General features: G+C 61.1%; 18 protein-coding genes and 1 pseudogene. 11 read left to right on the forward strand and 8 right to left on the reverse strand.

The genetic code is table 11. From position 1 onward, the window contains the following. Both TU75_RS16300 and TU75_RS16305 read left to right on the forward strand, forming a co-directional pair. On the forward strand, positions 1 to 536 hold a 536-nt coding region (locus tag TU75_RS16300), incomplete at its 5' end, for an integrase core domain-containing protein (RefSeq protein ID WP_156422780.1). Between the two features lie 350 nt (positions 537 to 886). Continuing rightward, the gene (locus TU75_RS16305) at positions 887 to 2,320 is read left to right on the forward strand and encodes an ArnT family glycosyltransferase (protein ID WP_060549507.1); all 1,434 of its coding nucleotides are present in this window, start codon (positions 887 to 889) and stop codon (positions 2,318 to 2,320) included. 15 nt (positions 2,321 to 2,335) lie between these two features. Here the strand turns inward: TU75_RS16305 and TU75_RS16310 are convergent, their stop codons facing one another. Continuing rightward, on the reverse strand, positions 2,336 to 2,824 hold the full coding sequence (locus TU75_RS16310; RefSeq protein ID WP_003235131.1) for a TIGR00645 family protein: 489 nt from the start codon (positions 2,822 to 2,824) through the stop codon (positions 2,336 to 2,338). Positions 2,825 to 2,987: 163 nt separating this feature from the next. Between TU75_RS16310 and TU75_RS16315 the strand changes: the two genes are divergently transcribed. After that, positions 2,988 to 4,811: a hypothetical protein gene (locus TU75_RS16315; RefSeq protein ID WP_082630438.1), complete on the forward strand. Its 1,824-nt coding sequence runs from the start codon at positions 2,988 to 2,990 to the stop codon at positions 4,809 to 4,811. A 558-nt stretch (positions 4,812 to 5,369) separates the two neighbouring features. Here TU75_RS16315 and TU75_RS16325 read toward each other — a convergent pair. Continuing rightward, positions 5,370 to 7,808: a Lon protease family protein gene (locus TU75_RS16325; protein ID WP_015372990.1), complete on the reverse strand. Its 2,439-nt coding sequence runs from the start codon at positions 7,806 to 7,808 to the stop codon at positions 5,370 to 5,372. Between the two features lie 268 nt (positions 7,809 to 8,076). Here TU75_RS16325 and TU75_RS16330 point away from each other — a divergent pair, with 268 nt between their 5' ends. The 5 genes and pseudogenes from TU75_RS16330 to TU75_RS16350 all read left to right on the forward strand — a co-directional run bounded on the left by TU75_RS16330 (position 8,077) and on the right by TU75_RS16350 (position 12,403). Continuing rightward, on the forward strand, positions 8,077 to 8,565 hold the full coding sequence (locus TU75_RS16330) for a DUF3015 domain-containing protein (protein ID WP_003235134.1): 489 nt from the start codon (positions 8,077 to 8,079) through the stop codon (positions 8,563 to 8,565). Positions 8,566 to 8,655: 90 nt separating this feature from the next. Next, the gene (locus TU75_RS16335; RefSeq protein WP_060549509.1) at positions 8,656 to 10,509 is read left to right on the forward strand and encodes an Lnb N-terminal periplasmic domain-containing protein; all 1,854 of its coding nucleotides are present in this window, start codon (positions 8,656 to 8,658) and stop codon (positions 10,507 to 10,509) included. A gap of 256 nt (positions 10,510 to 10,765) precedes the next feature. Continuing rightward, a pseudogene (locus TU75_RS26715) lies at positions 10,766 to 11,304 on the forward strand (MFS transporter); the annotation flags it as partial. 174 nt (positions 11,305 to 11,478) lie between these two features. After that, a complete protein-coding gene (locus tag TU75_RS16345) occupies positions 11,479 to 11,835 on the forward strand; it encodes a hypothetical protein (RefSeq protein ID WP_003235137.1) in 357 nt (118 codons plus the stop codon). 70 nt (positions 11,836 to 11,905) lie between these two features. After that, positions 11,906 to 12,403 carry a GreA/GreB family elongation factor gene (locus tag TU75_RS16350; RefSeq protein ID WP_015372994.1) on the forward strand — a complete coding sequence of 166 codons (498 nt, stop codon included), beginning with the start codon at positions 11,906 to 11,908 and terminating at the stop codon, positions 12,401 to 12,403. A 71-nt stretch (positions 12,404 to 12,474) separates the two neighbouring features. Here TU75_RS16350 and ettA read toward each other — a convergent pair whose 3' ends face one another. After that, the gene (gene ettA, locus TU75_RS16355) at positions 12,475 to 14,139 is read right to left on the reverse strand and encodes an energy-dependent translational throttle protein EttA (RefSeq protein WP_003235139.1); all 1,665 of its coding nucleotides are present in this window, start codon (positions 14,137 to 14,139) and stop codon (positions 12,475 to 12,477) included. A 285-nt stretch (positions 14,140 to 14,424) separates the two neighbouring features. On the opposite strand from ettA, the gene TU75_RS16360 reads away from it, so the two are divergent. Next, on the forward strand, positions 14,425 to 18,276 hold the full coding sequence (locus tag TU75_RS16360; RefSeq protein ID WP_060549584.1) for a bifunctional diguanylate cyclase/phosphodiesterase: 3,852 nt from the start codon (positions 14,425 to 14,427) through the stop codon (positions 18,274 to 18,276). A 231-nt stretch (positions 18,277 to 18,507) separates the two neighbouring features. Continuing rightward, on the forward strand, positions 18,508 to 19,761 hold the full coding sequence (gene glyA / locus TU75_RS16365) for a serine hydroxymethyltransferase (RefSeq protein WP_060549511.1): 1,254 nt from the start codon (positions 18,508 to 18,510) through the stop codon (positions 19,759 to 19,761). A 72-nt stretch (positions 19,762 to 19,833) separates the two neighbouring features. On the opposite strand, the gene yjiA is transcribed toward glyA, so the two are convergent. The 3 genes from yjiA to TU75_RS16380 all read right to left on the reverse strand — a co-directional run bounded on the left by yjiA (position 19,834) and on the right by TU75_RS16380 (position 23,259). After that, positions 19,834 to 20,793 (reverse strand): GTPase, encoded by a 960-nt coding sequence (gene yjiA / locus TU75_RS16370; RefSeq protein ID WP_060549512.1) that lies wholly within the window; start codon positions 20,791 to 20,793, stop codon positions 19,834 to 19,836. Positions 20,794 to 20,979: 186 nt separating this feature from the next. Continuing rightward, positions 20,980 to 21,177, reverse strand: coding sequence for a YbdD/YjiX family protein (locus TU75_RS16375; protein WP_003176208.1), 198 nt, complete (start codon positions 21,175 to 21,177; stop codon positions 20,980 to 20,982). A gap of 15 nt (positions 21,178 to 21,192) precedes the next feature. After that, positions 21,193 to 23,259, reverse strand: coding sequence for a carbon starvation CstA family protein (locus TU75_RS16380; protein WP_003235143.1), 2,067 nt, complete (start codon positions 23,257 to 23,259; stop codon positions 21,193 to 21,195). A gap of 170 nt (positions 23,260 to 23,429) precedes the next feature. On the opposite strand from TU75_RS16380, the gene TU75_RS16385 reads away from it, so the two are divergent. Further along, positions 23,430 to 23,798 (forward strand): PilZ domain-containing protein, encoded by a 369-nt coding sequence (locus TU75_RS16385; protein ID WP_060549513.1) that lies wholly within the window; start codon positions 23,430 to 23,432, stop codon positions 23,796 to 23,798. Positions 23,799 to 24,090: 292 nt separating this feature from the next. Here TU75_RS16385 and radA read toward each other — a convergent pair whose 3' ends face one another. Then, positions 24,091 to 25,458 carry a DNA repair protein RadA gene (gene radA, locus TU75_RS16390; protein WP_003235145.1) on the reverse strand — a complete coding sequence of 456 codons (1,368 nt, stop codon included), beginning with the start codon at positions 25,456 to 25,458 and terminating at the stop codon, positions 24,091 to 24,093. Between the two features lie 35 nt (positions 25,459 to 25,493). Continuing rightward, complete coding sequence (locus TU75_RS16395; protein WP_003235146.1) at positions 25,494 to 26,033, reverse strand: ankyrin repeat domain-containing protein; 540 nt, start codon at positions 26,031 to 26,033, stop codon at positions 25,494 to 25,496. Between the last annotated feature and the right edge of the window lie 29 nt (positions 26,034 to 26,062).

Here is a 26,062-nt window from a genome sequence, read left to right on the forward strand (position 1 = left end):
GGCACGAGGGTCGTATTGCGGTGCAAACCAGTGATACGCGTTGGTGCTCGGACGGCTTTGAGTTCCGCTGTGAGGACGGCGCCAAACTGAGCGTGACCTTCGCCCTGGATTGCTGTGACCGCGAAGCCATCGGCTGGGTCGCGAGTCCGACCGGGTACAGCGGCGATGACATCCGCGACTTGATGCTGGAGAGCGTAGAGAAACGCTTCGGTGATCAACTGCCTGCAACGCCGGTTCAATGGCTAAGCGACAACGGCTCGGCGTACACCGCCGAACAGACACGCCTGTTTGCTCGACAGATCGGTTTGCAGCCGGTGACCACCCCGGTGCGCAGCCCGCAGAGCAACGGCATGGCCGAGAGCTTCGTGAAGACGATCAAACGTGACTACGTTGCGCACATGCCCAAGCCGGATCGAGAAACGGCGCTGCGCAACCTGGCAATTGCCTTCGAGCATTACAACGAGCAGCATCCGCACAGCGCCTTGAACTATCGCTCACCGAGGGAGTTCAGGCGCTTGGCAGCAGCATCAATTTGACGGGGAGTTGGTGTCCGGTTTTGTAGGGGCAAGTCCATGGACGGTCTTCGATCCTTCGATATTGTGAAACTAATCAGGGATTTCACCGCAGCAGAGGTAGTGACCCGGCCTGAATGGTGGAATGAACGTTCAAACGCACTAAGTCAGCTAGATGAGCGCTCTGAAATTGCAATAGAGTGACGCCATTAAGTAGAACCGGCGGCAAGCGCCATATTGAAAAGCGTAGCGATCCTCCGGTTTCGTAACCAAACCGCACTCTCGTTCACGAATTGTTAAGAAATACCTCCCTATACTCACCGATTGCCATGTCCGCTCCCCCGAGCGGTCCCCTGCCCCGGTAGCCACACTCCATGACGCGTCCTGCTCCTTTGCTGCTCCTGCTTGCTGGTCTGTTGTTCTTCTTCGCTCTGGGTAACCATGAACTGCAAGGTTCCACCGAAGCCCGCGTGGCCGGGATCGCCATGGCCATGCACCTGGACAACGACTGGGTGGTGCCACGCCTGTTTCAGGAACCGTTTCTGGAAAAACCGCCCCTGAGTTTGTGGCTCGACGCCGGAGCGATTCGGCTGTTTGGCGCCAGCACCGGGGCGGTGCGTCTGGCCTCGGCGTTTGCCGGGCTGTTCAGCGTGATGCTGTTGTACGGGATGCTGCGCACCTTCGGGCGGCCGAAGACGTTGGCGTTCAGCGCGGCGTTGATCCTGGCGACCATGGCCAGTTACTGGAGCAATGTGCGGGGCGTGGGTGAAGATTCATTGCTCAGTCTGGGCGTGACGACCGCGCTGTTGGCGTTTTACCAGGCCGTGCGGCCTGATCGCGAAGGTCCCAGCACCTGGGCCTGGGCGCTGTTTGCGGCCGGAATGGTCATCGCCACCTTGAGCAAGGGCGTGCTGGGCCTGGCGATGCCGGGCATCGTGATCTTTGTGTACCTGGTCAGCACCAGCCTGATGGACAAGCGCCTGAGCATCGGCGACTGGCTCAAGCCGGCGCTGTTTACCCTGTTGGCGTTGGTGCCGCTGGTGATCTGGCTGGGGTTTCTGTTTCAGCGCGACGGGATGCAGGCGGTGGGCGAAGTGCTGCTGACCAACAGCGTCGGTCGCTTCAGCGGCTCGTTTGTCGAAGCCGGGCATTACGAGCCGTTCTACTACTACCTGGTGAAGCTGCCCGAAGCGTTTTTGCCGTGGAATATCCTGGTGTACCTGGGGCTGTGGCACTTTCGCAAAAGCCTTGTGCAAAACCGTTATCGGCTGTTTTTCAGCGTGTGGCTGGTGGCGCAATTTACCTTGCTGACCCTGGCATCCAGCAAGCGCACGGTATACCTGATGGCGCTGACGCCGGCCGCCGCCGTGCTGGCCGCTGAATATGTGCGCGTGCTGCTCGCGTGGCTCAAGGAACACAAGCCTGCGGTGTACGCGCATCATCGGCGCGTGATCGGCGCGGTATTCACCCTGGCCATCGCCTGCTACCTCACGGCGGCCTTCTGGTTCGCGCCCAAAGCGGACGTGCGCCACTCGTTCGTGCCGGTGATCAGCGAGATCCAGACACTGCTGGACCAGGGCAAAAACGTGGTGCTGTTTCAACCCAACGAGCGGATCGCGGGCGCCAGCGTGTTTTATCTGCGGGCTTACTTGCCGATTCTGCACACCGAACCGCAATTGCGCAGCTACCTGAGCGCCAAACCCGGCAATGTGGCGCTGGTGGATCGCACCGAACACTTGCAGGAACCGGTCACGGTGACCAAACAGATGTCGATCAATCGCCAACCCTACTACTTCATCGAGCAGTAAGGCCGACGCGGCGCATCAGTGCTTGGTGAGCTTGTCGAGGTAACCCATGGCGAACGCCGAGATCACGAAGGTCATGTGGATGATCACATACCACATCAAATGCTGCGGATCGACGTTCTTGGCGTCCATGAAGATGCGCAGCAGGTGGATGGAGGAAATCGCCACGATGGACGCCGCCACTTTCATCTTCAGCGACGAAGAGTCCATGGTGCCGAGCCAGTTGAGCTTTTCCTTGTTTTCATCGATATCGAGCTGCGAGACGAAGTTCTCGTAGCCGGAAATCATCACCATCACCAGCAGGCCGCCGACCAGGGCCATGTCGATCAACGACAGCAGCACCAGAATCAGCTCGGACTCGGCCATCGAGAACACGCTCGGCAGCAGGTGGATCACTTCCTGGAAGAATTTCAGCGCCAGCGCCAACAAGCCCAGGGACAGACCGAAATAGATCGGCGCCAGCAGCCAGCGCGAGGCGTACATAGCATTTTCGATAAAACGTTCCATTGAATCTCACACAGCGTGGCTAGAAATGGCGGCGAGTATATCAGCCGCTGCCAGCCGCCTGTCACCGCGAGAAAACTGACGTGTACGGCATCTGTAAGCGCGTTTATCTGCTAGTGTCGAGCCCATCAAATCGACTCAATGCTGTCGGACAGGAAAACTTGCAATGATGGATGTGCGATCTCCCTTGGCCAGCGTTGGCCTGTGCGCGGCATTGCTGCTGGCCAGCGGCTGTTCTCCCAGCGAAGAGCAGAAGCAGGCCACTCTCGAAGAGAAAACCGCCAAGTTCGAACAGTCCCTCGACGGCATCCAGGACCCCAAGCTGCGCGACGCCATCGCTGACCTCGGCGGTTCGCTGTTGCTGCTAGAGCGTGCCCAGACCAAGCTCGCCAGCAAACCCATCGAGGCCGAGTACGGCGAAGACACCCTGGCCCTGCTCAAGCACTACCCCACGCCCCAGGCACTGGTCGACACCTACATCAACGGCCTGTTCGTGCTGCGCAGGGCCTCCCATTCGGACTATCTGACGGATCTGCAGCCGGTCTTCCCGTTCAGCTTCAATACGCCGGAGCAGTTTCCATTCCCCCACAACCTGGAGTGGCAGTCGGTCACCTTGAGCAACAACAAAGTGATTCCGTTCCAGCCGGAATGGTCGGAAACCGACCCCGGTATCCAGTTGAGCCCCAGCAGCTCCAACCTGACCAACCCCGACGACCTGACGGTGACCTACCCCTTCTTCGACGGCATCGAGACCGAAAACAAGAGCCAGCCGCAGCCGGTGAGTCTCAAGGGCACCGTGGAAGTGGTGGCCCCAGGCAAGGTGCTCAGCTTCGACCTGTCGAAAAAGGACGTCGGTCACCCGCGCACCGAAGGCACGGTCACCGTTCACCTGCTGCTGCTTGAAAAGAACTACGCCGAGCTCGAACTCACCAACAGCGCGCCCCTGGCGCCGGAACTGGCAGATGATTCGCCCAACCCGCTGCTGGTGCAGGCACGGGACGCTACCGGGCAATTTCTGACCCGCTCGGGCTCGATCAACGAAAGCGCGGCGCAAGTGGCGTTCTACGAAAAACAACTGGCCGAGCTGCAAAAGCAAAAGGCCTGGTCGCCAGCCCTTGAAAAACAGCTGACCGATGAGCAAAAAGCCTTCGAGCAAAAACAGGGCCGGTATTACGCCAAGGTCTACTTCAATGGCGTGATCGATACCCTGCAAGTCAACGTGCTGGACTTTTCCAGGGTCACTGTCACCCGCAAGGACCTTGAACTGCCGGTCCTGCGGTTTGACAAGAACAGCCTGGAAAAGACCGTGCAAGCCTTGCCGATGCCCGTCACGGTGTACGACGACGGCGCCGCCAGTTGGCTCAAGGACGCGTCGATGACTGAAGACCAGCTGAAAAACAGCGTCACCATCAGCCAGTCCGCCGACGATGCCAGCGCCGCGCATGTGGTGTTCGATCACCCCTTTACCTTCAACGACGATCTGGTGGGCGCCGAGCGCAACAGCAGTGAAGCGCCAGTGACGTTTTTTACCGCCGACGAAAAAGGCGAGCGCGGCGATCCTATCGAGTTGCCCACCGAGGCCTTCGAGCTGAACCCGGCGCGCGGCATGCTCACCTACGACCTCACCTTGTTCCCGGAGAACCCGGCGTTCGTGGTGGGCTCGATCCCGCTGTTCCTGGCCACCATCGAAAAATCCACGCTGGATGCAGCCAGCCTGCCCAAGGGCTTGTCGCTCAAGGACAACGCGCTGATCGTCGATCAACAAGCCTTCCCCGCCGACAGCTGGCGCTTCTACGCCAAGGACGCCAGCGGCAATTACCTCAAGGAAATCCTCGGCGTGAGCCACCGCGCCGAGGAATACGGCACGGCGATGTTTGACGTGCATTATTTCTACGGCCAGCCGACCAGTCTGGAAAGCTACCAGCGCACCGACCTGAGCACCGTGCAATACGGCTTTGAAGTGAAGCTGGACAAGCCTGAAAGCAAATAACACGGCGATTACAGGACGAGGCGTTCTTGCCTGCGATTGGATTGGCGTAGATAGGCCTGCAAAGGCAGGCCCCATATCGGCGGCTCGCGCCTCTGCATATAGCCTTGCAGCGTGAGGCCGCCGACGACGATGCCCAGCGGGGTTTCAGCGGCCCAGGCCTTGACGGGTAAGGCAAAGGTTGCGCGGCATGGCGGCGCCCGTCGGTAGACTGGCTTAACTCAGAATAGAAGAAAACCAAGACAAACCAAGGCTGTAGAGACCAATGACGATAAACCGTCAATTTAACCTCTCGCAGCAACCTGGAACCTCTGTGGCGAGCGGGCTTGCCCCGCGTTGGGGTGCGAAGCGCCCCCGATCAAGACAAACGCGGTGTACCTGACACTGCGCAGAGCCTGGTTTTGGGGCTGCTGCGCAGCCCAACGCGGGGCAAGCCCGCTCGCCACAAGAAGCCTTGTCGCCACGGGGAGGTGGCTGCCTGAAATTTCAGTCTTTAAACTCAAAAAAATAGTGTGTATTTGAGAAGAGGGGGTTGCCCCCTCCCTCATTGGCTGCTCAGTGTCAGGTCGGTTTGGCCTCGGCCAACGCCAACTGCGCCAGCTCCTTCTCCGCCTCTTTCAGGTCTTCCTCGCTGATCATCTCGGCAATCGCACGCAAGCGCTCCACCACCCGCGCATTCACCGTGCCTTCGGGGAACTGCCCTTCGTCGTCCGGCTCGCCGGCATCCTCGCCCACCAGCAGGCTCAGCGCTTCATCCGCCTGGCGCACCGCGTAGATGTGAAACTGCCCGGCGCGCACGGCCTGTAGCACTTTCTCATCCAGCATCAGCGTGGCCACATTGGCCTTGGGAATGATCGCGCCCTGCTCACCGGTCAGCCCGCGCGCTTCACAGAGGCGGAAGAAGCCCTCGATCTTCTCGTTGACCCCGCCCACCGCCTGCACTTCACCAAACTGGTTGATCGAACCGGTGATGGCAAAGCACTGTTTGAGCGGCGTTTTCGACAGCGCGGAGATCAACGTGCACGCCTCGCCGAGGGACGCACTGTCACCGTCCACATAACCGTAGGACTGCTCCAGCGCGATGCTCGCGGAGATCGCCAGCGGGAATTCCTGGGCATACCGGCTGCCCAGATAACCGGTGAGGATCATCACACCTTTGGAGTGAATCGGCTGCCCGAGGTTAACCTCGCGCTCAATGTCGACAATGCCGCTGCCGCCCGGGTACACCGTGGCGGAAATCCGCGCCGGCACGCCGAACGCCGAGTCGCCGACTTCCAGCACCGTCAGGCCGTTGCACTTGCCCACCGCAGCGCCGGCCGTGTCGATCAGGATCACCCCGGCGAGCATGTCATCCAGAATCCGCGCCGAGACCCGTCCCGTGCGCGTGGCCTTGGCCTTGAGCGCGCGCTCGATATGCCCGGCATCGGTCATCTCGTCACCCGCCAGGTGGCGAATGAAATCCGCCTCGCTCACCAACTGGAACAAATCACCGATGCGCGCCGACAAGCGCCCCTGGTGTTCCGCCAGCCGCGCGCTGTAAGTGGCCAACCGCGCCACTGCGTCCGAGGTCAGCGGCGCCATGCCTTCTTCCGACGTACGGGTTTTAAGCAACTGGGCGAACTGCTCCAGGCTTTCGTCGACCATCGGGATGTCTTCGTCGAAGTCCACCAGCACCCGGAACATCTCCTGGAAGTCCGGATCGGCGTCCTGCAGTGCGTAATACAACTGCCGCGAACCGATGATGATCACCTTGACCTGCAACGGAATCATCTGCGGGTTGAGGGTCACGGTGGCCAGGCGGCCCAGTTCGCCCAGGGGCGACTCCATCTTCAGTTTGCGCGATTGCAGCGACCGCTTGAGCGCATCCCACACGAACGGCTCGCCGAGCATTTTCTCGGCCTCAAGGATCAGGAAACCGCCATTGGCGCGGTGCAGCGCGCCCGGGCGCAACTGGCGATACGTGGTGTAGAGCGCGCCCTGGTCGGTGCTGTATTCGATGCGGCCAAACAGGTTGTCATAGGTCGGATGCGGCTCGAACACCACTGGCGCGCCGCCGTTGACCGCATGACCCACCACCAGGCTCGGGCAGTATTGCTCTTCCAGCAGTTTGCGCGCCTGGGCGTCGGTCTTGGCGTCGTCCACCAGTTGCTCGACCACGGTTTTGAGCAGGTACACCTGCATGGCTTGTAGGTAACCGCAAACGCCTGCGTTCTCGGCGTACTTTTCCGATAACGGCGCGAGCAAGGGTTGCAGGGCCAGGGTGATGGTTTCTTCGTTGAACTGGCGCAGCTGGTTGTTCGACTCACGTTTCCACTGCGGCAGGCTGGCCAGCTCTTCGTTGAGGCGCTCTTCCAGTTCGGAAATATCTGTATGGAAGCGTTCGCGGTCCGCCTCCGGCAACTGCGAGAACTCGGCCTCGTCCAGCGCCTTGCCGTCGAGCATCGGGGTGAAGGCGATGTTGGTGCTGTCGCGGTACAGCGCAACGTCCTTTTCCAGGGCCAGGCGCTCGATCACGTCCAAAGCCTTGTCGTAGCGCTGGTTGAACGCGCGGTCGATAGCGCTTTTGCGCTGCTGGTACGTCGGGTGCTCGAACACCGCCGGGAAAGTCGCCACGAGGTTGTCGACCAAGCCGTTGATATCGGCAATGAACGCCGTCGCGCAGCCGCCTGGCAACTCCAGGGCACGCGGTTCGCGCGGCTCGTCGAAGTTGTTCACATAAACCCAGTCCGACGGAGTCTGCAGGCGCTTGCCTTCAGCTTTCAGGTAGCGTTTGACGAACGAAAAGCGACCTGTGCCCGGCTCGCCCATGACAAACACGTTATAACCGGGGCGCGGCATGGCCACGCCGAACTGCAAGGCTTCAACTGCACGTTCCTGGCCAAGCACACCGCGAAAGGGCTCCAAATCATTGGTGGTCGAGAAGCTGAACTGTTCAGCGGAGAAAGGGCGAGTCAGCGCTTCGGGCGCTAGACGCAAGCTGGCAGCAACAGGATCAGGCATCGGGCTTCCTTACATCAGGCGGGGCAGATAACGGCATTCTGGCTCCCCCTTGCGCGCTCTGGCAAGGCGAGCCGTAGGGAAAGCATAGACACCGAACGCGTCCTGCAAAAAAATCGCGACAGCGGCCATTGTTTTATAAAAACCCACGGAACCCTTGGAACGTGCCTAAACTCCAAACTGCGCGGGTTGGACTAATAACTGGCCCCTAGGGCGTGATCAAGCGCCTGAACCCCTTGTCCATTGGTTTGCACACAAAGAGAACAAAGCTATGAAACGGATCCTTCTTGGTACTCTTTTCACCGTCGTCTCCCTCAATGCAATGGCAGAAGCACCAGGCGGCCCGAACTGCGGTTGGGGCAACATGTTGTTCGAAGGCCAGCGCGGCACACCAGCCCACTTCCTGGCTTCCACCACCAACGGCACCTCGGGTAACGCCACCTTCGGCATGACCTCGGGCACCAACGGTTGCAGCACCAACAGCGCCCTGACCTACGGCGGCAAGTCCTGGATTGCCATGAATGGCATGATGAACGAGCTGTCCGAAGACATGGCCAAGGGCAACGGCGAAGCGCTGACCACCTACGCCGTGGTACTGGGCGTGGCGCCAGAAGATCGTGAGCACTTTGCTGCCGTGACCCACGAGCACTTCCAGCAGATCTTCAGCAAGGCTGACGTGACTGCTGACGACGTGCACAACAACACCATTGCTGTACTGAAAAGTGATTCGCGTCTGGCGAAATACGCTACCCAGGCTTAAGCTCGACCTGCCCGCGCCTCTTGAGGCGCGGGTTTTATTTTTGGGCCCCCGCCCCTTTGGGTCTCACTTTTTCCGACTTAAGTTGCCCTTATGCTCAAACGCTTTGCCTGGCTGGCACTCTTGGCCTGCGCCCCGCTGCACGCGGCCCCGCATATTGATGATCAACGTTTGCAGCAATTGGCCAACGATCCGTTCTGGCTATCTTTGGGCCATTACGAAGCCGGCAAGATCAAAGGCTGGCGCAGCTATATCAGCGACAACAAATTCTTTCTCGCAGCCGACGGTGCCCACCACCCGGATGCCGAGCTCAAGGCCACCGTTGAAGCGTTGTATGCTCCGGCCAGCCTTGGCGAAAAACACGCCCAATGCGTTTACCCAGCACGCACTCGCTGGCTCAAGGCGCAGTTGCAACTGAACGACCTGCCTGCGCTTGAGTGCAAGGAATTCACCCAGTGGTTCAAGGACGTCGCGCCCCACAGCGCGGTGATGATTTTCCCGGCGGCCTATCTCAACAGCCCGTCGTCGATGTTCGGCCACACCCTGCTGCGTATCGACCAGGCGGATGTGCAACGGGACAAGACCGCGCTGCTCAGCTACGCGATCAACTTTGGCGCTTACATAGAAGGTTCTGACAACAGCATCCTTTACGCCTGGAAGGGCCTCGCAGGCGGCTACCCCGGCCTGTTCGCGCTGGTGCCGTATCAGGAAAAACTCTCGGAATACCGCAGCCTCGAAAACCGCGACCTGTGGGAATACCGCCTCAACCTCACCGAAGTCGAGACCAAGCGCATGGTCGAGCACGTGTGGGAACTCAAGCAGATCAAGTTCGACTACTTCTTTTTCGATGAAAACTGCTCCTATCGCCTGCTGGAACTGCTGCAAGTGGCCCGCCCCGGCCTGCGCCTGACCGAGCAATTCCCCCTCACCGCCATCCCCACCGACACGGTCAAGGCGGTCAAGGATGCGGGGCTGGTGGAGAAGATCGATTATCGCCCGTCCCGCGAGCGCGAGCTGCTGGAGCGCGCCAAGCCGCTGGACAGCGACGAGCAGCAATGGGTGCTGAAGATCAGCGATGACCAAAAGCAGTTGCAGGCACCGGCTTTCAAGGCGCTCCCGCGTGACCGTCAGGCGCTGGTCATCGACGCGGCCTACCGCCTTGGCCGCTACCGCGCCAATGGTCTGGAGCGCGACACCGCGCGCTCCCAGCGCAGTTTCGAATTGCTGCGCGCCATCAACCAGAATCCGGCACCGGACCTGAAAATCACGCCACCGGGCCTGCCGGAAAACGGTCATGAATCACGCACCTGGCAGGCTGGCATCGGCACTCGAGGCGACAGGGCGTTCGGCGAATACGGCCTGCGCATGGCCTACCACGACCTCAACGACAATGCCGAAGGTTTCCCTTTGGGTGCGCAGATCGAAATCCTGCAGATGAAACTGCGCCAGTACGAAGGCAATCACTGGCAACTGCAGCAACTGGACCTGGCCACCATTCGCTCCCTGACTCCGCGCAACGCCCTGCTGCAACCCTGGTCATGGCAAGTCACCGGCGGGATGGAACGCGTGCCGGGTAAACACGACGACGAAACCCTGGTGGCCCACGTCAATGGCGGCGCCGGCGGCACCTGGCAACTGAGCGACGACATGCTTGGCTTCGCCCTGGGCACCGTGCGCGTGGAGCACAACAACGACTTCAGCGAGGCCATCTCCCCCGCCGCCGGCTTCAACACCGGCGTGCTGTGGAAAAACCCGCTGGGCAACCTCAGCCTGGAGGCCAAGGGCGACTTCTTCACCAATGGCGAAGTGCGCCGCAGCATCAGCTTGAACCAGCAGTGGGAGTTGTCCCGCAACCTGGGCTTGCGCCTGAGCGCTCAGCGCGAGTACAGCCACCTGTCGACGCCGGTGAATGAAGTGATGCTGGAAGTGAAGTGGTACCACTACTGACCACTCCAACACATGGGACCGCTGTGGCGAGCGGGCTTGCCCCGCGTTGGGGTGCGAAGCGCCCCCAATCCAGCAAAACGCGGTGTACCTGAGACGGCTCAGCGCCTGGTTTTGGGGCTGCTGCGCACCCCAACGCAGGACAAGCCTGCTCGCCACAGGGAATCTGCGCTTAACTGAACGGTATTAGGGCACGCCCGCTCGCCATGGAGGCTTTCGGAGGTTCTCAAAAACTTCGTCGCCCCGTCTTCGTTTCAGGATGCGTAAGGACTACCTGGCGTTTTTTCATCTCGCTGTTTCTATCCAGGCTGGCCGATCAAATCCTGCTGTTCATCGTGCCGCTGGTGGTATTCCAGACCACCAACAGCGCCGCCTGGGCGGGGCTGGCCTTCTTCGTCAAATCGCTGCCACGTTATCTCGCGTTTCCGTTGTGCGGAGCCCTGTGCGACAAATACTCGCCTATCAAAATCCTGCCTATCAGCCAGGTCTATCTGGCCTTGCTGTGTGTACAGCGCAGGCAAAAACAGCTACGCCGGTCTGCAGGCTGCGGGAGCGGTCACGACGATCATCATCCTGTTTTTCCTCGCCCGAGTGGCGCTGCCCCTGCGGCTGCTGAGCGGTGTCGGCTATTCGATGATCGCCACGGGGGCCTTGATCTGCGCCTTGAACCCAAACCTCGGCGGTTATGCGCTGGGTTTTCTGCTGATTACAGGCTTCGACAAGATGTTCAACGTCTACCTGCGCACCCTCCGGCAACGCGTGATCCCACCCCAGGACTTCGGCAAGACCGTGGGCGTGTGGGGGTGGTTCGCGAAGATACAGCCTGGGGACGTTGGGCACTGATCCAAACCAGATGAAAATTAAACTGTGGAGAGTCCATATCACAGCGTTCTCACCCGCCTTTCACGCCGCCCCGACAAATCCCTGACTAGACTTGCGCCCATAAGCCGAGAAACGGCCAGGGAGTACGCCATGTGGCGGTATGCGGTGATGCTGGGCGCGGTGTTGTGGTTATCGGGTTGCCAGACAACTCATCAGGAGTTGATCGCCAAGGGATACCCGCCGGCCTTTGCCGATGGCTTCGATGATGGCTGCAGCAGCGGACGCCAGGCAGCCGGGGTGATCAGCGGGGAGTTTCGCAAGAATGTACCGCGCTACCTGAACGAGCGGGAATACGCCGCAGGCTGGGAAGACGGCTTTCGCCAGTGCAAGGCCATGCGTGAACACGAAGAACTGCGTGACTACATAGACAACCGCGGGGACTACCGCGAGCGCGCCTGGCAGCGGGAGAAAGACCGCGACGCCGCCAGGGCCTACCGCGACCAATAGATCGCTGCCACGCAGAGAGCGGGAACGATCGAGCGGCGCATAGGGCCCAACCTCCATTGAGGAGAATGTCATGAGCCGAGCTTTTGTGAACGAAGACAATGCCGCCGCCCAGGCCGATCAGCCGGTGGAGCGCCAGGTCAGCGAACAGCCCAATCACCTGACGGCGCACGGGTTGGCGCAGTTGCAGGCCAAAGTTGCACAGCTGCAAGCTGAATACAGCGCCGAGTCCGCCAAGGGTGAGCAGGCCGATAAACAACGTCAGGCTGACCTGGAGCGCGACCTGCGCTACTTCAACCAGCGCGTACAAAGCGCGCACGTGGTTGCACCAGCCACGTCGACCGACAAGGTGCAGATCGGCAACTGGGTCACCTTCGCCAATGAGCAGGACGAACAGCAGCGCATTCAACTGGTCGGGGAAGACCAGGCCGACGCCACCGCAGGCCTGATCAACTGGGGCTCGCCCCTGGGTCGTGCACTGCTGGGCGCTCAGGTGGGCGACGAGGTGCTGTGGAAACGGCCCGTGGGCGATCAGTTGATTGAAGTGTTGCGCATTGAGCCCGACGCTTAGCTGGAGCCTGCAACAGGATGAAAAAAAAACGGAGCCCCAAGGGACTCCGCTTTTTTAACCACCCGCCCGAATCAGGCCAGCTTTTTGTGCCTTACCCGGTGCGGCTGCGCAGCCGCATCGCCCAGGCGCTTCTTACGGTCCGCTTCGTACTCGGTGTAGTTGCCTTCGAAGAACACCGCCTGAGAATCGTCTTCGTACGCCAGGATGTGAGTGGCGACGCGGTCAAGGAACCACCGATCGTGAGAGATCACAATGGCGGCGCCCGGGAAGTCCAGCAGGGCTTCTTCCAGCGAACGCAGGGTTTCAACGTCGAGGTCGTTGGACGGTTCGTCGAGCAGCAACACGTTGCCGCCTTCTTTCAGGGTCAGGGCCAGGTGCAAGCGACCGCGCTCACCACCGGACAGGTCCTTGACGAACTTCTGCTGGTCGCCGCCCTTGAAGTTGAAACGGCCCACATAGGTGCGCGACGGGATTTCATAGTTGCCGATGCGAATCTGGTCGGAACCGTCGGACACCTGCTGGAACACGGTCTTGCTGCCATCGAGGTCGTCGCGGCTCTGATCCACGCAAGCAAGCTGCACGGTTTCGCCGATCTCGATGCTGCCCGAGTCCGGCGTTTCCTTGCCCATCAGCATGCGGAACAGGGTGGATTTACCCGCACCGTTACCGCCGATAACGCCAACGATCGCGCCTTTTGGCATGGAGAACGACAGGTTGTCGATCAACACGCGGTCGCCATAGCCTTTGGAAACGTTCTTGAACTCGATGACCTTGTCACCCAGGCGCGGGCCGGCCGGAATATAGATCTCGTTGGTTTCGCTGCGCTTCTGAAATTCCTGCGACTGCATTTCTTCAAAGCGTTGCAGACGCGCCTTGGATTTGGACTGGCGGGCCTTGGCGCCTTTGCGCACCCATTCCAGCTCTTCCTTCATGGCTTTTTCGTGGGCCGATTGCTGCTTGGATTCGGCGGCCAGACGGTCGGACTTGGCTTCCAGCCAACCGGAGTAGTTACCCTCGTAAGGGATACCGGCGCCACGGTCGAGTTCGAGGATCCAGCCGGCGACGTTGTCGAGGAAGTAACGGTCGTGCGTGATCGCAACCACGGTGCCCGGGAAGTCGTGCAGGAAATGCTCCAGCCAGGCGACGGAGTCGGCGTCCAGGTGGTTGGTCGGTTCGTCGAGCAGCAGCATGTCGGGGGCCGACAGCAGCAGGCGGCACAGGGCCACGCGACGTTTTTCACCACCGGAGAGGACGTCGACCTTGGCGTCCCACGCCGGCAGGCGCAGCGCATCGGCGGCCACTTCCAGCTGGCGTTCCAGGTTGTGACCGTCGCTGGCCTGCAGGATGGCTTCGAGCTTGGCCTGTTCGGCGGCAAGCTTGTCGAAGTCGGCGTCTTCTTCTGCGTAAGCCGCGTAGACCTCGTCCAGGCGCGCCTGGGCGTTCTTGATCACGCTGACGGCCTCTTCGACCACTTCACGCACGGTCTTGGTCGGGTCCAGGATCGGCTCTTGCGGCAGGTAACCGATATTCAGTTCCGGCATCGGGCGCGCTTCGCCTTCGAACTCGGTGTCGACGCCGGCCATGATTTTCAACAGCGTGGATTTACCCGAGCCGTTGAGACCGAGCACGCCGATCTTGGCGCCGGGGAAGAAGGACAGCGAAATGTTTTTCAGGATTTCCCGCTTCGGCGGAACAACTTTTCCCAGCCGATGCATGGTGAAGACGTATTGAGCCATGGTGAACCTAGCGTCAGTGACTGATGAATTGAGCGGGCGAAGCCCGTGCCAGGCCATGCGCGGCGCCGACCTTTGACTATGATCAATGCCAGCGAGCGGAAAAAGCCTGAATGTCTGGGGCTGGAACGCCCTCGTGTAACCGGCAAAGCTACCTGAATGCGCTTGGTCAGTCCAGCCAGGCCAGGGCTGGCACTTTGCCACAACTCAAGGCATGCTAGCCGCCCTCCGGGCGTCCGGCTTATAGTGCACGCCGCGCGCCAGTCCGCCAAACCGCAGGATTACAGCTTGTCCAACGTCACGCCACCCTCGCCCCTGCGCGCCGCCCATCTGGCAACGGGAGCGCCCCTGCACGGCACCCTAAAAGGCGCATTGGCGACCCTGGTGCTGATGCTGCTCGCGCTGTTGTTCTGGCAGTTGTTCGACCAATTGCAGCAAAACCAGAAGAACCAGCAGCAATACACCATCGACTACAGCGCCGACCTGGCCGAGCAAATCAGCCTGAACATGGCCCTGAGCGCAAAAATCGCGCTGAATCTGCTGCCCATGGTCGAACCCCCGCGTGACAGCGAACAGCAACAAGCCCTGATGCGCAGCCTGCAACGCTCGCTGCCCGAGCTGCGCAGCCTCGCCCTGCTCGCCCCCAGCGGCGCGATCATCAGCGACAGCGCAGCCGACAGCCAGGACAGCGTATGGCTTGAAGAACTGGTGCAACGCAGCCACGGCCAGTCCTATTACCTGAGCAACAACAACGACGGCAGCCTCATCTACCTGCTGCTGCACCAGCCCAGCGGCGGCTCACGGGTGTACTGGGCGCTGCGCCTGGGCCCCGACTACCTCACCAACCTCACCCGCCAGGACGGCCAGAGTCAAAGGCCGATGTGGGCCATCGAAAACCGCATCAACCATCAGGTGGTCAGTCGCGAAGGGGGCATGCCGGTGCAAGGCGCCAACACCCTGACCGCGGACGAGCTGAATAACAGCGTGCTGATCACGCCATTGAGCAAAAGCGACTGGCAGCTGCGCGGCCTGTTCGACCGCAGCGCGGTGCTCGAACAACTGCTGCCGGCGTTTATCGGCAAATGCCTGCTGGGCCTGGCATTTTCGCTGATCCCGGTGATCGTGCTGCTGAACATGCGTCGGCGCCAGCGCCAGGTGAATGAAGGCCGGCGCCGCTATCAGGATATTTTCGAAGGCACCGGCGTGGCCCTGTGCGTGCTCGACCTGTCGAGCCTCAAAGCGTTCTTCGACAAGGCACAGCTGCGCACCGGCGAGCAACTGCGCGCCTGGCTGCAGGACAATCCCGAAGCGCGCAGGCAATTGCTCAAAGGGCTGCGGATCACCGAGGTCAACCAGGTGGCCGTGCGTTTATTGAATGTCAGCTCCTGCGACCAGGCCTGGCAGCGCCTGCTCGATGATTCGCCGCACAACGCCACCTCGATTGGCTATCAGGTCCTCGACGCGGTGCTGACCCAGCAAAAACAGCTGGAGCTGGAGATCCAGCTCAACGATGTCGCCGGTAACCCGCAATACCTGTGGCTGGTGATGCGCCTGCCGGAACAGTTGGACGACTTCAAGTCGGTAATCCTCAGCATCAATGACATCACCAGCCGCAAGCTGATCGAGCTATCGCTGGTGGAACGCGAAAGCTTCTGGTCGGACGTGGTGCGCACCGTGCCCGACCACCTGTATGTGCAGGACGTGATCAGCCAGCGCATGATCTTCAGCAACCACCACCTCGGCCATACCCTGGGCTACGACCAGCCAGAGCTTGCGCAGATGGGCGAGTACTTCTGGGAGATCCTGCTGCACCCCGAAGACGCCGAGCATTACCAGGACCAGCGCCAGCAGCAGCGTGAGGTCGGCTATTCGACACAATTGCACTGCCAGCTGCGTTTTCGCCATCGCAACAACCAATGGCGGCGTTTCGATATCCGCGAACAGGCCCTGGCCCGCGATAACACCGCGCAGGTGACGCGCATCATTGGCGTGGCCAAAGACATTACCGACCAGATCGAAGCCAGCGAATCCCTGCGTGACAGCGAACAACGCTACCGCATGCTGGCCGAGAGTATCAGCGACGTGATCTGCTCCACCGACAGCCAATTGGCTCTCAACTACCTCAGCCCGTCAGTCAATGCGGTGCTGGGTTATGACGTGGACTGGGTGTTCAAGCACGGCTGGCAGTCGATCATCGCCAACCCACAGCAACTGACCGGCGTCAGCGCGCTGTTCGAACAAGTCAAACGCGCAGCCGGAGATCCGCTGGCGCTGGCGGTGCTGCGTGAACAGACTCACACCCAACTGTTTCTGTTCGACTGCCTGCGCGCAGACGGGCGCAAAGTACCGATCGAGATGCGCCTGGTGCTTGTGTGGGACGAACAAGGCGCTTTCGAGGGCATCCTCGGCGTGGGCCGCGATATCAGCCAGCAACGCCGCGCCGAGAAAGACCTGCGCATGGCGGCCACGGTATTCGAGCATTCCACCTCGGCGATCCTGATCACCGACCCGGCCGGTTATATCGTGCAGGCCAACGAGGCGTTCAGCCGGGTCAGCGGCTATGCCGTGACGGATGTGCTCGACCAGTTGCCGAACATGCTCACCGTAGACGAACAACAGGAAGCTCACCTGCGCTACGTGCTCAAGCAGTTGCACCAGCACAGCACCTGGGAAGGCGAAGTGTGGCTCAAGCGGCGCAACGGTGAGCATTACCCGGCCTGGGTAGGCATTACTGCCGTGTTCGACGACGAAGGCGACCTGGCCAGCTATGTGTGCTTCTTCAGCGATATCAGCGAGCGCAAGGCCAGCGAACAGCGCATCCATCGCCTGGCGTATTACGACGCCCTGACCCACCTGCCCAACCGCACGCTGTTCCAGGACCGCCTGCACACCGCGTTGCAGTCGGCCGAGCGGCAGAAGTCGTGGGTGGTGCTGATGTTCCTCGACCTCGACCGCTTCAAGCCGATCAACGACTCCCTCGGACACGCCGCCGGCGACCGCATGCTCAAGGAAATGGCTATCCGCCTGCTCGGCTGCGTGGCCGAGGACGACACCGTGGCACGCATGGGCGGCGACGAGTTCACCTTGCTCCTGCAACCGGGGGCCAGCCGCGAACTGGCACTGAACCGGGCGATCCACGTGGCCGAGCAAATCCTCGCCAGCCTGGTAAAACCCTTTGTGCTGGAAGGCCGCGAGTTTTTCGTGACCGCCAGTATCGGCATTGCCTTGAGCCCGCAGGACGGCAATGAGCTGAGCCAGCTGATGAAAAACGCCGACACCGCGATGTATCACGCCAAGGAACGCGGCAAGAACAATTTCCAGTTCTACCAGGCCGACATGAACGCCAGCGCGCTGGAGCGTCTGGAGCTGGAAAGCGACCTGCGCCACGCGCTGGAGCAGGACGAATTCGTGCTGTATTACCAGCCGCAGTTCAGCGGCGACGGCAAACGCCTGACCGGCGCCGAGGCGCTGCTGCGCTGGCGTCACCCGCGCCGTGGCCTGGTGCCGCCGGGGGACTTCATTCCGGTGCTGGAAGAGCTGGGGCTGGTGGTGGACGTGGGCGACTGGGTGCTCAGCGAGGCCTGTCTCCAGTTGAAAACCTGGCACCAGAGCAAGGTGCGTGTGCCGAAAGTTTCGGTGAACATCTCGGCGCGGCAGTTCTCCGATGGCCAGTTGGGCACGCGCATCGCCACCATCCTCAAGGACACCGGCCTGCCGCCCGCGTGCCTGGAGCTGGAGCTGACCGAAAGCATTTTGATGCGCGAGGTCAACGAAGCCATGCAAATCCTCGCCAGCCTGAAAAACCTGGGTTTGAGCATTGCGGTGGACGATTTCGGCACCGGCTATTCCTCGCTCAATTACCTCAAGCAGTTCCCCATCGACGTGTTGAAGATCGACCGCACGTTCGTCGACGGCCTGCCGTCCGGCGAGCAGGACGCGCAGATCGCCCGCGCCATTATTGCCATGGCCCACAGCCTCAACCTCGCGGTGATCGCCGAAGGCGTGGAGACCCACGAGCAGCTGGATTTCCTCAGGGAACATGGTTGCGATGAGGTGCAGGGTTACCTGTTCGGACGGCCGATGCCGGCGAATCGGTTCGAGGCGCAGTTCAGCAATGATGCGCTGTTCATGTTCGACTGAGTTTTTTTGCTGGGGCGGATGGCCTCATCGCAGGCTAGCCAGCTCCCACCTTTGATTGGGTTCACAGATCAAAATGTGGGAGCCGGGCTTGCCCGCGACAGGGCCGGCCCTGGCGCCGCTTATCCCCAGATGAATCCCGCTTGTGCGCGACATGATGTCCTTTCATATGCCATCCAAAACCCATTGGGTTAGAATGCCCTCCTTTTCTGCCCCCGATCCTTGAGGACTGCCATGTTCAGCCGTGATTTGACTATTGCCAAGTACGACGCCGATCTCTTCGCCGCCATGGAGCAAGAAGCCGTGCGCCAGGAAGAGCACATCGAGCTGATCGCTTCGGAAAACTACACCAGCCCTGCGGTGATGGAAGCTCAAGGTTCGGTACTGACCAACAAGTACGCCGAAGGCTATCCGGGCAAGCGCTACTACGGTGGTTGCGAGTACGTCGACGTGGTTGAGCAACTGGCCATTGACCGTGCCAAGGAGCTGTTCGGCGCCGATTACGCCAACGTCCAGCCTCACGCCGGTTCCCAGGCCAACAGCGCGGTGTACCTGGCCCTGCTGCAAGGCGGCGACACCATCCTGGGCATGAGCCTGGCCCACGGCGGTCACCTGACCCACGGCGCCAGCGTGTCCTCCTCCGGCAAGCTGTACAACGCCGTTCAATACGGTATCGACGCCAACGGCTTGATCGACTACGACGAAGTCGAACGCCTGGCCGTTGAGCACAAGCCGAAAATGATCGTGGCCGGCTTCTCTGCCTACTCGCAGATCCTGGATTTCCCGCGTTTTCGCGCCATCGCCGACAAAGTCGGCGCCTACCTGTTCGTCGACATGGCCCACGTGGCCGGTCTGGTCGCCGCTGGCGTCTACCCGAACCCGGTGCCTTTCGCTGACGTGGTCACCACCACTACCCACAAAACCCTGCGCGGTCCACGGGGCGGCCTGATCCTGGCGCGCGCCAACGCCGAAATCGAAAAGAAGCTGAACTCCGCCGTATTCCCGGGCGCCCAGGGCGGCCCGCTGGAGCACGTGATCGCGGCCAAGGCGATCTGCTTCAAGGAAGCCTTGCAGCCTGAGTTCAAGACCTACCAGCAGCAAGTGGTGAAAAACGCCAAGGCCATGGCTGGCGTGTTCATCGAGCGCGGGTTTGACGTGGTGTCCGGCGGCACTGAAAACCACCTGTTCCTGCTGTCGCTGATCAAGCAGGATATTTCCGGTAAGGACGCTGACGCCGCGCTGGGCAAAGCCTTCATCACCGTGAACAAGAACTCCGTGCCGAACGACCCACGTTCGCCGTTCGTCACCTCCGGCCTGCGCTTCGGTACACCGGCTGTGACCACCCGTGGCTTCAAGGAAGCAGAGTGCAAGGAACTGGCCGGCTGGATCTGCGACATCCTGGCGGACCTGAACAACGAAGCAGTGATTGATTCTGTACGTGAGAAGGTTAAGGCCATCTGCCAGAAGCTGCCGGTGTACGGCGCTTGATTGCAGTTGCTTGAACAAGAAGCCCGGCTCTGGAGCCGGGCTTTTTTATGCCTGAAAACACTGTATTTCAATTCAAGATTGGTAAACCTTGGCAAAGCCGTCGCGAATTTTCTGCTCCGGGAGCTCATCGGCAATAAACACAATCACGCTCTCGCGCACTTCGCCTTCGGCCCACTCGGTATCCCAATCGAAGCCGTACAACTTCAGTACGCCCTGGAACACCATGCGCCGGTCTTCGCCGGCAATGTTCAGAACGCCCTTGTAGCGCAGCAGTTGCTTGCCGTGGTCTTCGAGCAGCTCGTTCATGAACTCACTGAGCCGGTCGATATCCAGCGGCTGATCAGTGCGCAGCACCAGGCTGGAAATACGGTCGATGGACGGTGCCTTGCTCACCGGCCGCAGGCTCATGCCGGCGTTGAGGTTGAAACCGCGTACATCGAGCAACTCGGCCAGGTCGATTTTGCCGTGGTCAACCACCCGAATCGGCGCGCGCCGGTTGATGCGGGTCAGGCGCTCGCTGAGGGCGTCGAACGTGGCGTCGTCCACCAGGTCGCGCTTGCTCACCAGCAATCGGTCGGCAAAGCCGATCTGCGCCTGGGCGATGGTCTGGGTCAGGTGATGCTCGGCGTGGGCGGCGTCCACCAGGGTGATGATGCCGTCGAGGATGTAGCGCTCACGCAAGTCCTCGTCGATGAAGAAGGTCTGGGCCACCGGCGCGGGGTCGGCAAGGCCCGTGCACTCGATCACCAGGCGGTCGAAGGCGATCTCGCCGCTGTCCAGGCGTTCGAGCAACAGGTAGAGGGCCTTGGTCAGGTCGGTGTGGATGGTGCAGCACACGCAGCCGTTGGACAGGGTCATGACTTGCACCGGCTCGGCGCCCAACAGCTGGGTATCGATGCCGGCATCACTGAATTCGTTTTCGATCACGGCGATTTTAAGGCCGTGTTCGGCCTTGAGCAGATGGCGCAGCAAGGTGGTCTTGCCGGCGCCAAGGAAACCGCTGAGCACGGTGACGGGAATGGGAGAGTACAAAAAATTCTCCTTATTATTGAAGGAACACAGAAACAAATGTGGGAGCAGACCTATGTGGGAGCCGGGCTTGCCCGCGATGCAGGCACCGCGGTGTATCAGCTACACCGCGGTGCTGCTATCGCAGGCAAGCCAGCTCCCACACAAGCCCGCTCCCACACGGGATCACTGCAAGCCTAACTTACCGGGTCAGCAGCACTTGGGCCCACCCTTGCCGCCGTAACGGGCCTCTTGGCGTTCACGAAAGAACGCCTTGTAGTCCATCATCGGCTTGTCCGGGTGTTTGGTTTGCATATGCTCGACGTAGGTGTCGTAGTCGGGCATGCCGACCATCAGGCGCGCGGCCTGACCGAGGTATTTACCGAGGCGACTGATGTCATTGAACATGTTCGCAATCCTCGTTTAGGCGTCTGGTACGGCCTGGAACGGTGCTTCTTTATCCGTACGTTCCTTGTTACCCCAGGCGGCCACGCCAACCTTGAGCGCATAGAACAGGATGCTGAACACCACGAACAGGAACAGCGCCGTCAGCGTTGCGTTGGTATAGGCATTCCAGATGACGTGCTGCATCTGGTCGATGCTCTTGGCCGGTGCGAGGATCTGACCGTTGGCCAGGGCATCGCTGTATTTCTTGGCCAGGGACAGGAAACCGATCGCAGGGTTGGCGTCGAACAGCTTGATGAAGCCCGCCGTGGTGGTGCAGATCAGCAGCCACACCGCCGGCAGCATGGTCACCCAGATGTAGCGCTGGCGCTTCATTTTGATCAGCACCACCGTCGCCAGCATCAGCGCGATACCCGCGAGCATCTGGTTGGAGATGCCGAACAGCGGCCACAAGGTGTTGATGCCACCCAGCGGGTCGATCACGCCCTGGTACAGCAGATAGCCCCACATCGCCACGCAGCCTGCGGTGGCAATCAGGTTGGCGGTCCAGGACTCGGTGCGTTTAAGCGCCGGCACGAAGGAGCCCAGCAGGTCCTGCAGCATGAAGCGCCCGGCACGGGTGCCGGCGTCCACTGCGGTCAGGATGAACAGTGCTTCGAACAGGATCGCAAAGTGGTACCAGAACGCCATGGTGTTTTCACCCGGCAGCACACTGTGCAGGATCTGCGCGATCCCCACGGCCAGGGTCGGTGCACCGCCGGCACGCGCCAGGATGGTGGTTTCACCGATGTCATGGGCCACGGCCGACAGCGCTTCGGGGGTGATTGCAAACCCCCAACTGCTGACGGTCTGCGCCACGGTCACCACGTCGGTGCCGACAATCGCGGCCGGGCTGTTCATGGCGAAGTACACACCCGGCTCGATCACCGAAGCGGCGACCATCGCCATGATGGCCACGAACGACTCCATCAGCATGCCGCCGTACCCGATGTAACGGGCGTGACTTTCACTGGCGAGCAGCTTGGGCGTGGTGCCCGAGGAGATCAGCGCGTGGAACCCCGAAACCGCGCCACAGGCGATGGTGATGAACAGGAACGGGAACAGGCCCCCCTTCCACACCGGGCCAGTGCCGTCAATGAACTGGGTGAGTGCCGGCATTTTCAGATCGGGCATGGTCACCAGGATGCCGATTGCCAGCGCAATGATGGTGCCGATCTTGAGGAAGGTGGACAGGTAGTCACGCGGTGCGAGAATCAGCCACACCGGCAGTACCGCTGCGACGAAGCCGTAGCCGATCAGCATCCAGGTGATCTGGATACCGGTGAAGGTAAAGGCCTTGGCCCAGACCGGGTCGGCGGCAATCTGCCCGCCCAGCCAGATCGAACCGAGCAGCAGCACCACGCCGATGATCGAAATTTCACCGATGCGACCGGGGCGGATGTAACGCATGTAGATGCCCATGAACATCGCAATCGGGATGGTCGCCATCACCGTGAAGATGCCCCACGGGCTCTCGGCCAGGGCCTTGACCACGATCAGCGCCAGCACCGCCAGGATGATGATCATGATCAGGAAGCAGCCGAACAGCGCGATGGTGCCGGGAATGCGGCCCATCTCCTCGCGCACCATGTCGCCCAGGGAGCGGCCGTTACGGCGGGTGGACAGGAACAGGACCATGAAGTCCTGCACTGCACCTGCCAGTACCACGCCGGCAATCAGCCACAACGTGCCGGGCAGGTAACCCATCTGCGCCGCCAGTACCGGACCGACCAGCGGGCCTGCACCGGCAATCGCCGCAAAGTGGTGGCCGAACAGGATGTGTTTGTTGGTCGGCACATAGTCCAGACCATCGTTGTTGACCACTGCGGGCGTGGCCCGACGCGGGTCGAGTTGCATCACGTTGTTAGCGATGAACAGACTGTAGTAACGGTACGCAACCAGATAGATGGCCACGGCTGCGACCACAATCCACAAGGCGTTGATCGCCTCGCCGCGGCGCAAGGCCACTACGCCCAGGGCGCATGCTCCTACAACTGCCAGCACCAGCCAGGGCAGGTGGCGTAGCAGGCTATTATTATTTTTCATTTTTATATTCCAGCCAGGGTGGACAGAAAGACAGCCATCCGGAGTTTAGCGCTCCTTGCCTTAAAGGCCACCCCCCACGTTGGTCTAGAGCCTTGCAACGGCAAAAAAGCAGAAATACCCGCCCAATGATGGCGGGGGCTACAATCTCCGCATTCACAGAGGGTTTAACCATGACCGAGCACGCCTCCGACCGCCGCCGCTTTCGCCGAATCGCGTTTGACGCCAGGACTGAACTTCAGCAAAACGGGCAGGAATGGCCGGTGCAACTGGTGGATTTATCGCTCAAGGGCCTGCTGATACAGCGCCCGACGCCCTGGCTTGGCAATGGCGCTGACCCCTTTGAGGTGGACATCCATCTGGATGCCGAGACCGACGTGCGCATGCAGGTCCGGCTGACCCATGACGATCACGGCCAATTGGGGTTTGTGTGCGAACACATCGACCTGGACTCGATCAGCCATTTGCGGCGGTTGATCGAGCTGAACCTTGGGGACGAAGAAGAACTGCACCGAGAGCTGGCCGCCCTGCTGGAGCTCTAGCAACCGACACGCATCAATTGTGCTTGTTGTGGCGAGCGGGCTTGCCCCAATGCCGTTCAGTCAAGCGTAAATCCCCTGTGGCGAGCAGGCTTGTCCTGCGTTGGGCTGCGCAGCAGCCCCACAACCAGGCGCTGAGCCGTATCAGGTACACCGCGCTTTGCTGGATTGGGGGCGCTTCGCACCCCAACGCGGGGCAAGCCCGCTCGCCACAATAAGCCCACACATTTTCCTTAACTGAACGGCATCAGGGCTTGCCACAGGGACGGTGTCGCCTCGCTGGTCTTACAGTGGGTTATTCGAACAGTGCATCCAGCGCCTGCTCCAGGCGTGTCACCCCGATAATCTGTATGCCCGGCGGCGATTCCTTCGGTGCATTGCCCTTGGGCACAATCGCCCGCTTGAAGCCATGCTTGGCCGCTTCCTTCAAGCGCTCCTGTCCACTGGGCACCGGCCGTACTTCGCCCGACAGGCCCACCTCGCCAAACACCAGCAGGTCATGGGGCAATGGCCGATTGCGCAGGCTGGACATCACTGCGGCCATCAAGGCCAGGTCGGAGGCGGTCTCCAGTACCTTGACCCCGCCCACCACATTGAGGAACACGTCCTGGTCGTGGGTGGGAATGCCGCCGTGGCGGTGCAGTACCGCCAGCAGCATTGCCAGGCGATTCTGGTCCAGACCGAGGGTGACGCGGCGCGGGTTGGCCAAGTGGCTGTCGTCTACCAGCGCCTGCACTTCCACCAGCATCGGCCGGGTGCCTTCCCAGGTTGCCATGACCACGCTGCCCGGGACTTCTTCCTGGGCACGCGTGAGAAAAATCGCCGAGGGATTGGAGACTTCCTTGAGCCCCCGGTCCGTCATGGCGAACACGCCCAATTCGTTGACGGCGCCGAAACGGTTCTTCACCGCGCGCAGCAGGCGCAGGCGGCCATCGGACTCACCTTCGAAATACAGCACGGTGTCGACCATGTGTTCCAACACCCGCGGCCCGGCCAATGCGCCCTCCTTGGTCACATGGCCCACCAGGAAAATCGCCGTGCCGCTCTGCTTGGCATAGCGCACAAGCAGCGCCGCGCTCTCGCGCACCTGGGACACGCCGCCCGGCGCCGATTGCAGTTGTTCGGTGAAAATCGTCTGGATCGAGTCGATCACCATCACCTTGGGTTTTTCGATGCGGGCGGTGGCGATGATGCTTTCGATGCAGGTTTCGGTCATCACCCGCAGTTGATCCTGCGGCAGGCCCAGGCGGCGGGCGCGCATGGCGACCTGCTGCTGGGATTCCTCCCCGGTGACGTACAGCGCCGGCATGCGGCTGGCGATGCTGCACAGGGTTTGCAGCAGGATCGTCGATTTACCGATGCCCGGGTCGCCGCCGATCAGCACCACCGAGCCGTCCACCAGCCCGCCGCCGAGGACGCGGTCGAGCTCACCGGAGGCGGTGGAGAAACGCGGAATCTCTTCGACGCTTACTTCGGCCAGGGTCTTGATCTGCGCCTGTTGCCCGGTCCAGCCAGCCCGACCGGTGGGGGCCGCAGCGCCGCCGCTCTCGATCATGGTTTCCGTGAGGGTGTTCCACGCCCCGCACTCGGTGCACTGGCCGGCCCACTTGGGAAAGGTCGCGCCGCACTCGGTGCAGCCGTACATGCGCTTGGCCTTTGCCATTTGAGAACCTCCAACCGAAAAACCGCGATGATAGCTCAGCGCGACGCCGGGGTCCGGATTTCACCGCTGGCCAAACGTGCCGCACTGTTGCCGACCGGGTCTTGCGCGTTGAGATCGGCGCCCTTGGCCTTGAGTTCATCGAGCAGTTCGACCCGTTTGAACAACCCGGCGTACATTGCTGCCGTTTGCCCGGCGCCATTGCGCTGGTCGGGATTACAGTCGGTGGCCAGCAGCCGCTGCGCGATTTTAAGCTCGCCCTTGAAGATTGCCCCCATCAGCGCGGTGTTGCCGCGCTTGTCCTGCACGCACGCATCGGCACCGGCCGCCAGCAGGCGATCAACGTAGGCGCTTTCACCGTGATAGGCGGCCAGGATCAGCGCGGTGTAGCCCTTGTCGTCCTGGGTATTGAGCGCGTAGCCCGACTCGATGAAAGTATTGAGCATGTCGAGGTCGCCACGGCGGGCGGCGTCGAAGTAATAGTCCTGAAGCTGCGCCTTGAGCGCGACCGGGTCGGGCGATTCGGCATGGGCGCCGAAGGCCAGCATGGCAATCAGTAATCCGATGGAAATACGCATGGTGTCCTCCAAAGGGTCGGCGCCCTGTA

Origin of the sequence: Pseudomonas poae, from assembly GCF_001439785.1 — a bacterium.
In the GTDB taxonomy this organism is placed as follows: domain Bacteria; phylum Pseudomonadota; class Gammaproteobacteria; order Pseudomonadales; family Pseudomonadaceae; genus Aquipseudomonas; species Aquipseudomonas poae.

What these genes read in the sequence shown, in the direction of transcription:
- ettA (WP_003235139.1), bottom strand. Translation starts at nt 14,139, where the DNA reads ATGGCTCAATACGTCTTCACCATGCATCGGCTGGGAAAAGTTGTTCCG.
- TU75_RS16375 (WP_003176208.1), bottom strand. Translation starts at nt 21,177, where the DNA reads ATGTTCAATGACATCAGTCGCCTCGGTAAATACCTCGGTCAGGCCGCG.
- TU75_RS16305 (WP_060549507.1), top strand. Translation starts at nt 887, where the DNA reads ATGACGCGTCCTGCTCCTTTGCTGCTCCTGCTTGCTGGTCTGTTGTTC.
- TU75_RS16325 (WP_015372990.1), bottom strand. Translation starts at nt 7,808, where the DNA reads ATGCCTGATCCTGTTGCTGCCAGCTTGCGTCTAGCGCCCGAAGCGCTG.
- TU75_RS16345 (WP_003235137.1), top strand. Translation starts at nt 11,479, where the DNA reads ATGTGGCGGTATGCGGTGATGCTGGGCGCGGTGTTGTGGTTATCGGGT.
- TU75_RS16310 (WP_003235131.1), bottom strand. Translation starts at nt 2,824, where the DNA reads ATGGAACGTTTTATCGAAAATGCTATGTACGCCTCGCGCTGGCTGCTG.
- TU75_RS16350 (WP_015372994.1), top strand. Translation starts at nt 11,906, where the DNA reads ATGAGCCGAGCTTTTGTGAACGAAGACAATGCCGCCGCCCAGGCCGAT.
- TU75_RS16380 (WP_003235143.1), bottom strand. Translation starts at nt 23,259, where the DNA reads ATGAAAAATAATAATAGCCTGCTACGCCACCTGCCCTGGCTGGTGCTG.
- TU75_RS16315 (WP_082630438.1), top strand. Translation starts at nt 2,988, where the DNA reads ATGATGGATGTGCGATCTCCCTTGGCCAGCGTTGGCCTGTGCGCGGCA.
- TU75_RS16335 (WP_060549509.1), top strand. Translation starts at nt 8,656, where the DNA reads ATGCTCAAACGCTTTGCCTGGCTGGCACTCTTGGCCTGCGCCCCGCTG.
- radA (WP_003235145.1), bottom strand. Translation starts at nt 25,458, where the DNA reads ATGGCAAAGGCCAAGCGCATGTACGGCTGCACCGAGTGCGGCGCGACC.
- TU75_RS16385 (WP_060549513.1), top strand. Translation starts at nt 23,430, where the DNA reads ATGACCGAGCACGCCTCCGACCGCCGCCGCTTTCGCCGAATCGCGTTT.
- glyA (WP_060549511.1), top strand. Translation starts at nt 18,508, where the DNA reads ATGTTCAGCCGTGATTTGACTATTGCCAAGTACGACGCCGATCTCTTC.
- TU75_RS16330 (WP_003235134.1), top strand. Translation starts at nt 8,077, where the DNA reads ATGAAACGGATCCTTCTTGGTACTCTTTTCACCGTCGTCTCCCTCAAT.
- TU75_RS16395 (WP_003235146.1), bottom strand. Translation starts at nt 26,033, where the DNA reads ATGCGTATTTCCATCGGATTACTGATTGCCATGCTGGCCTTCGGCGCC.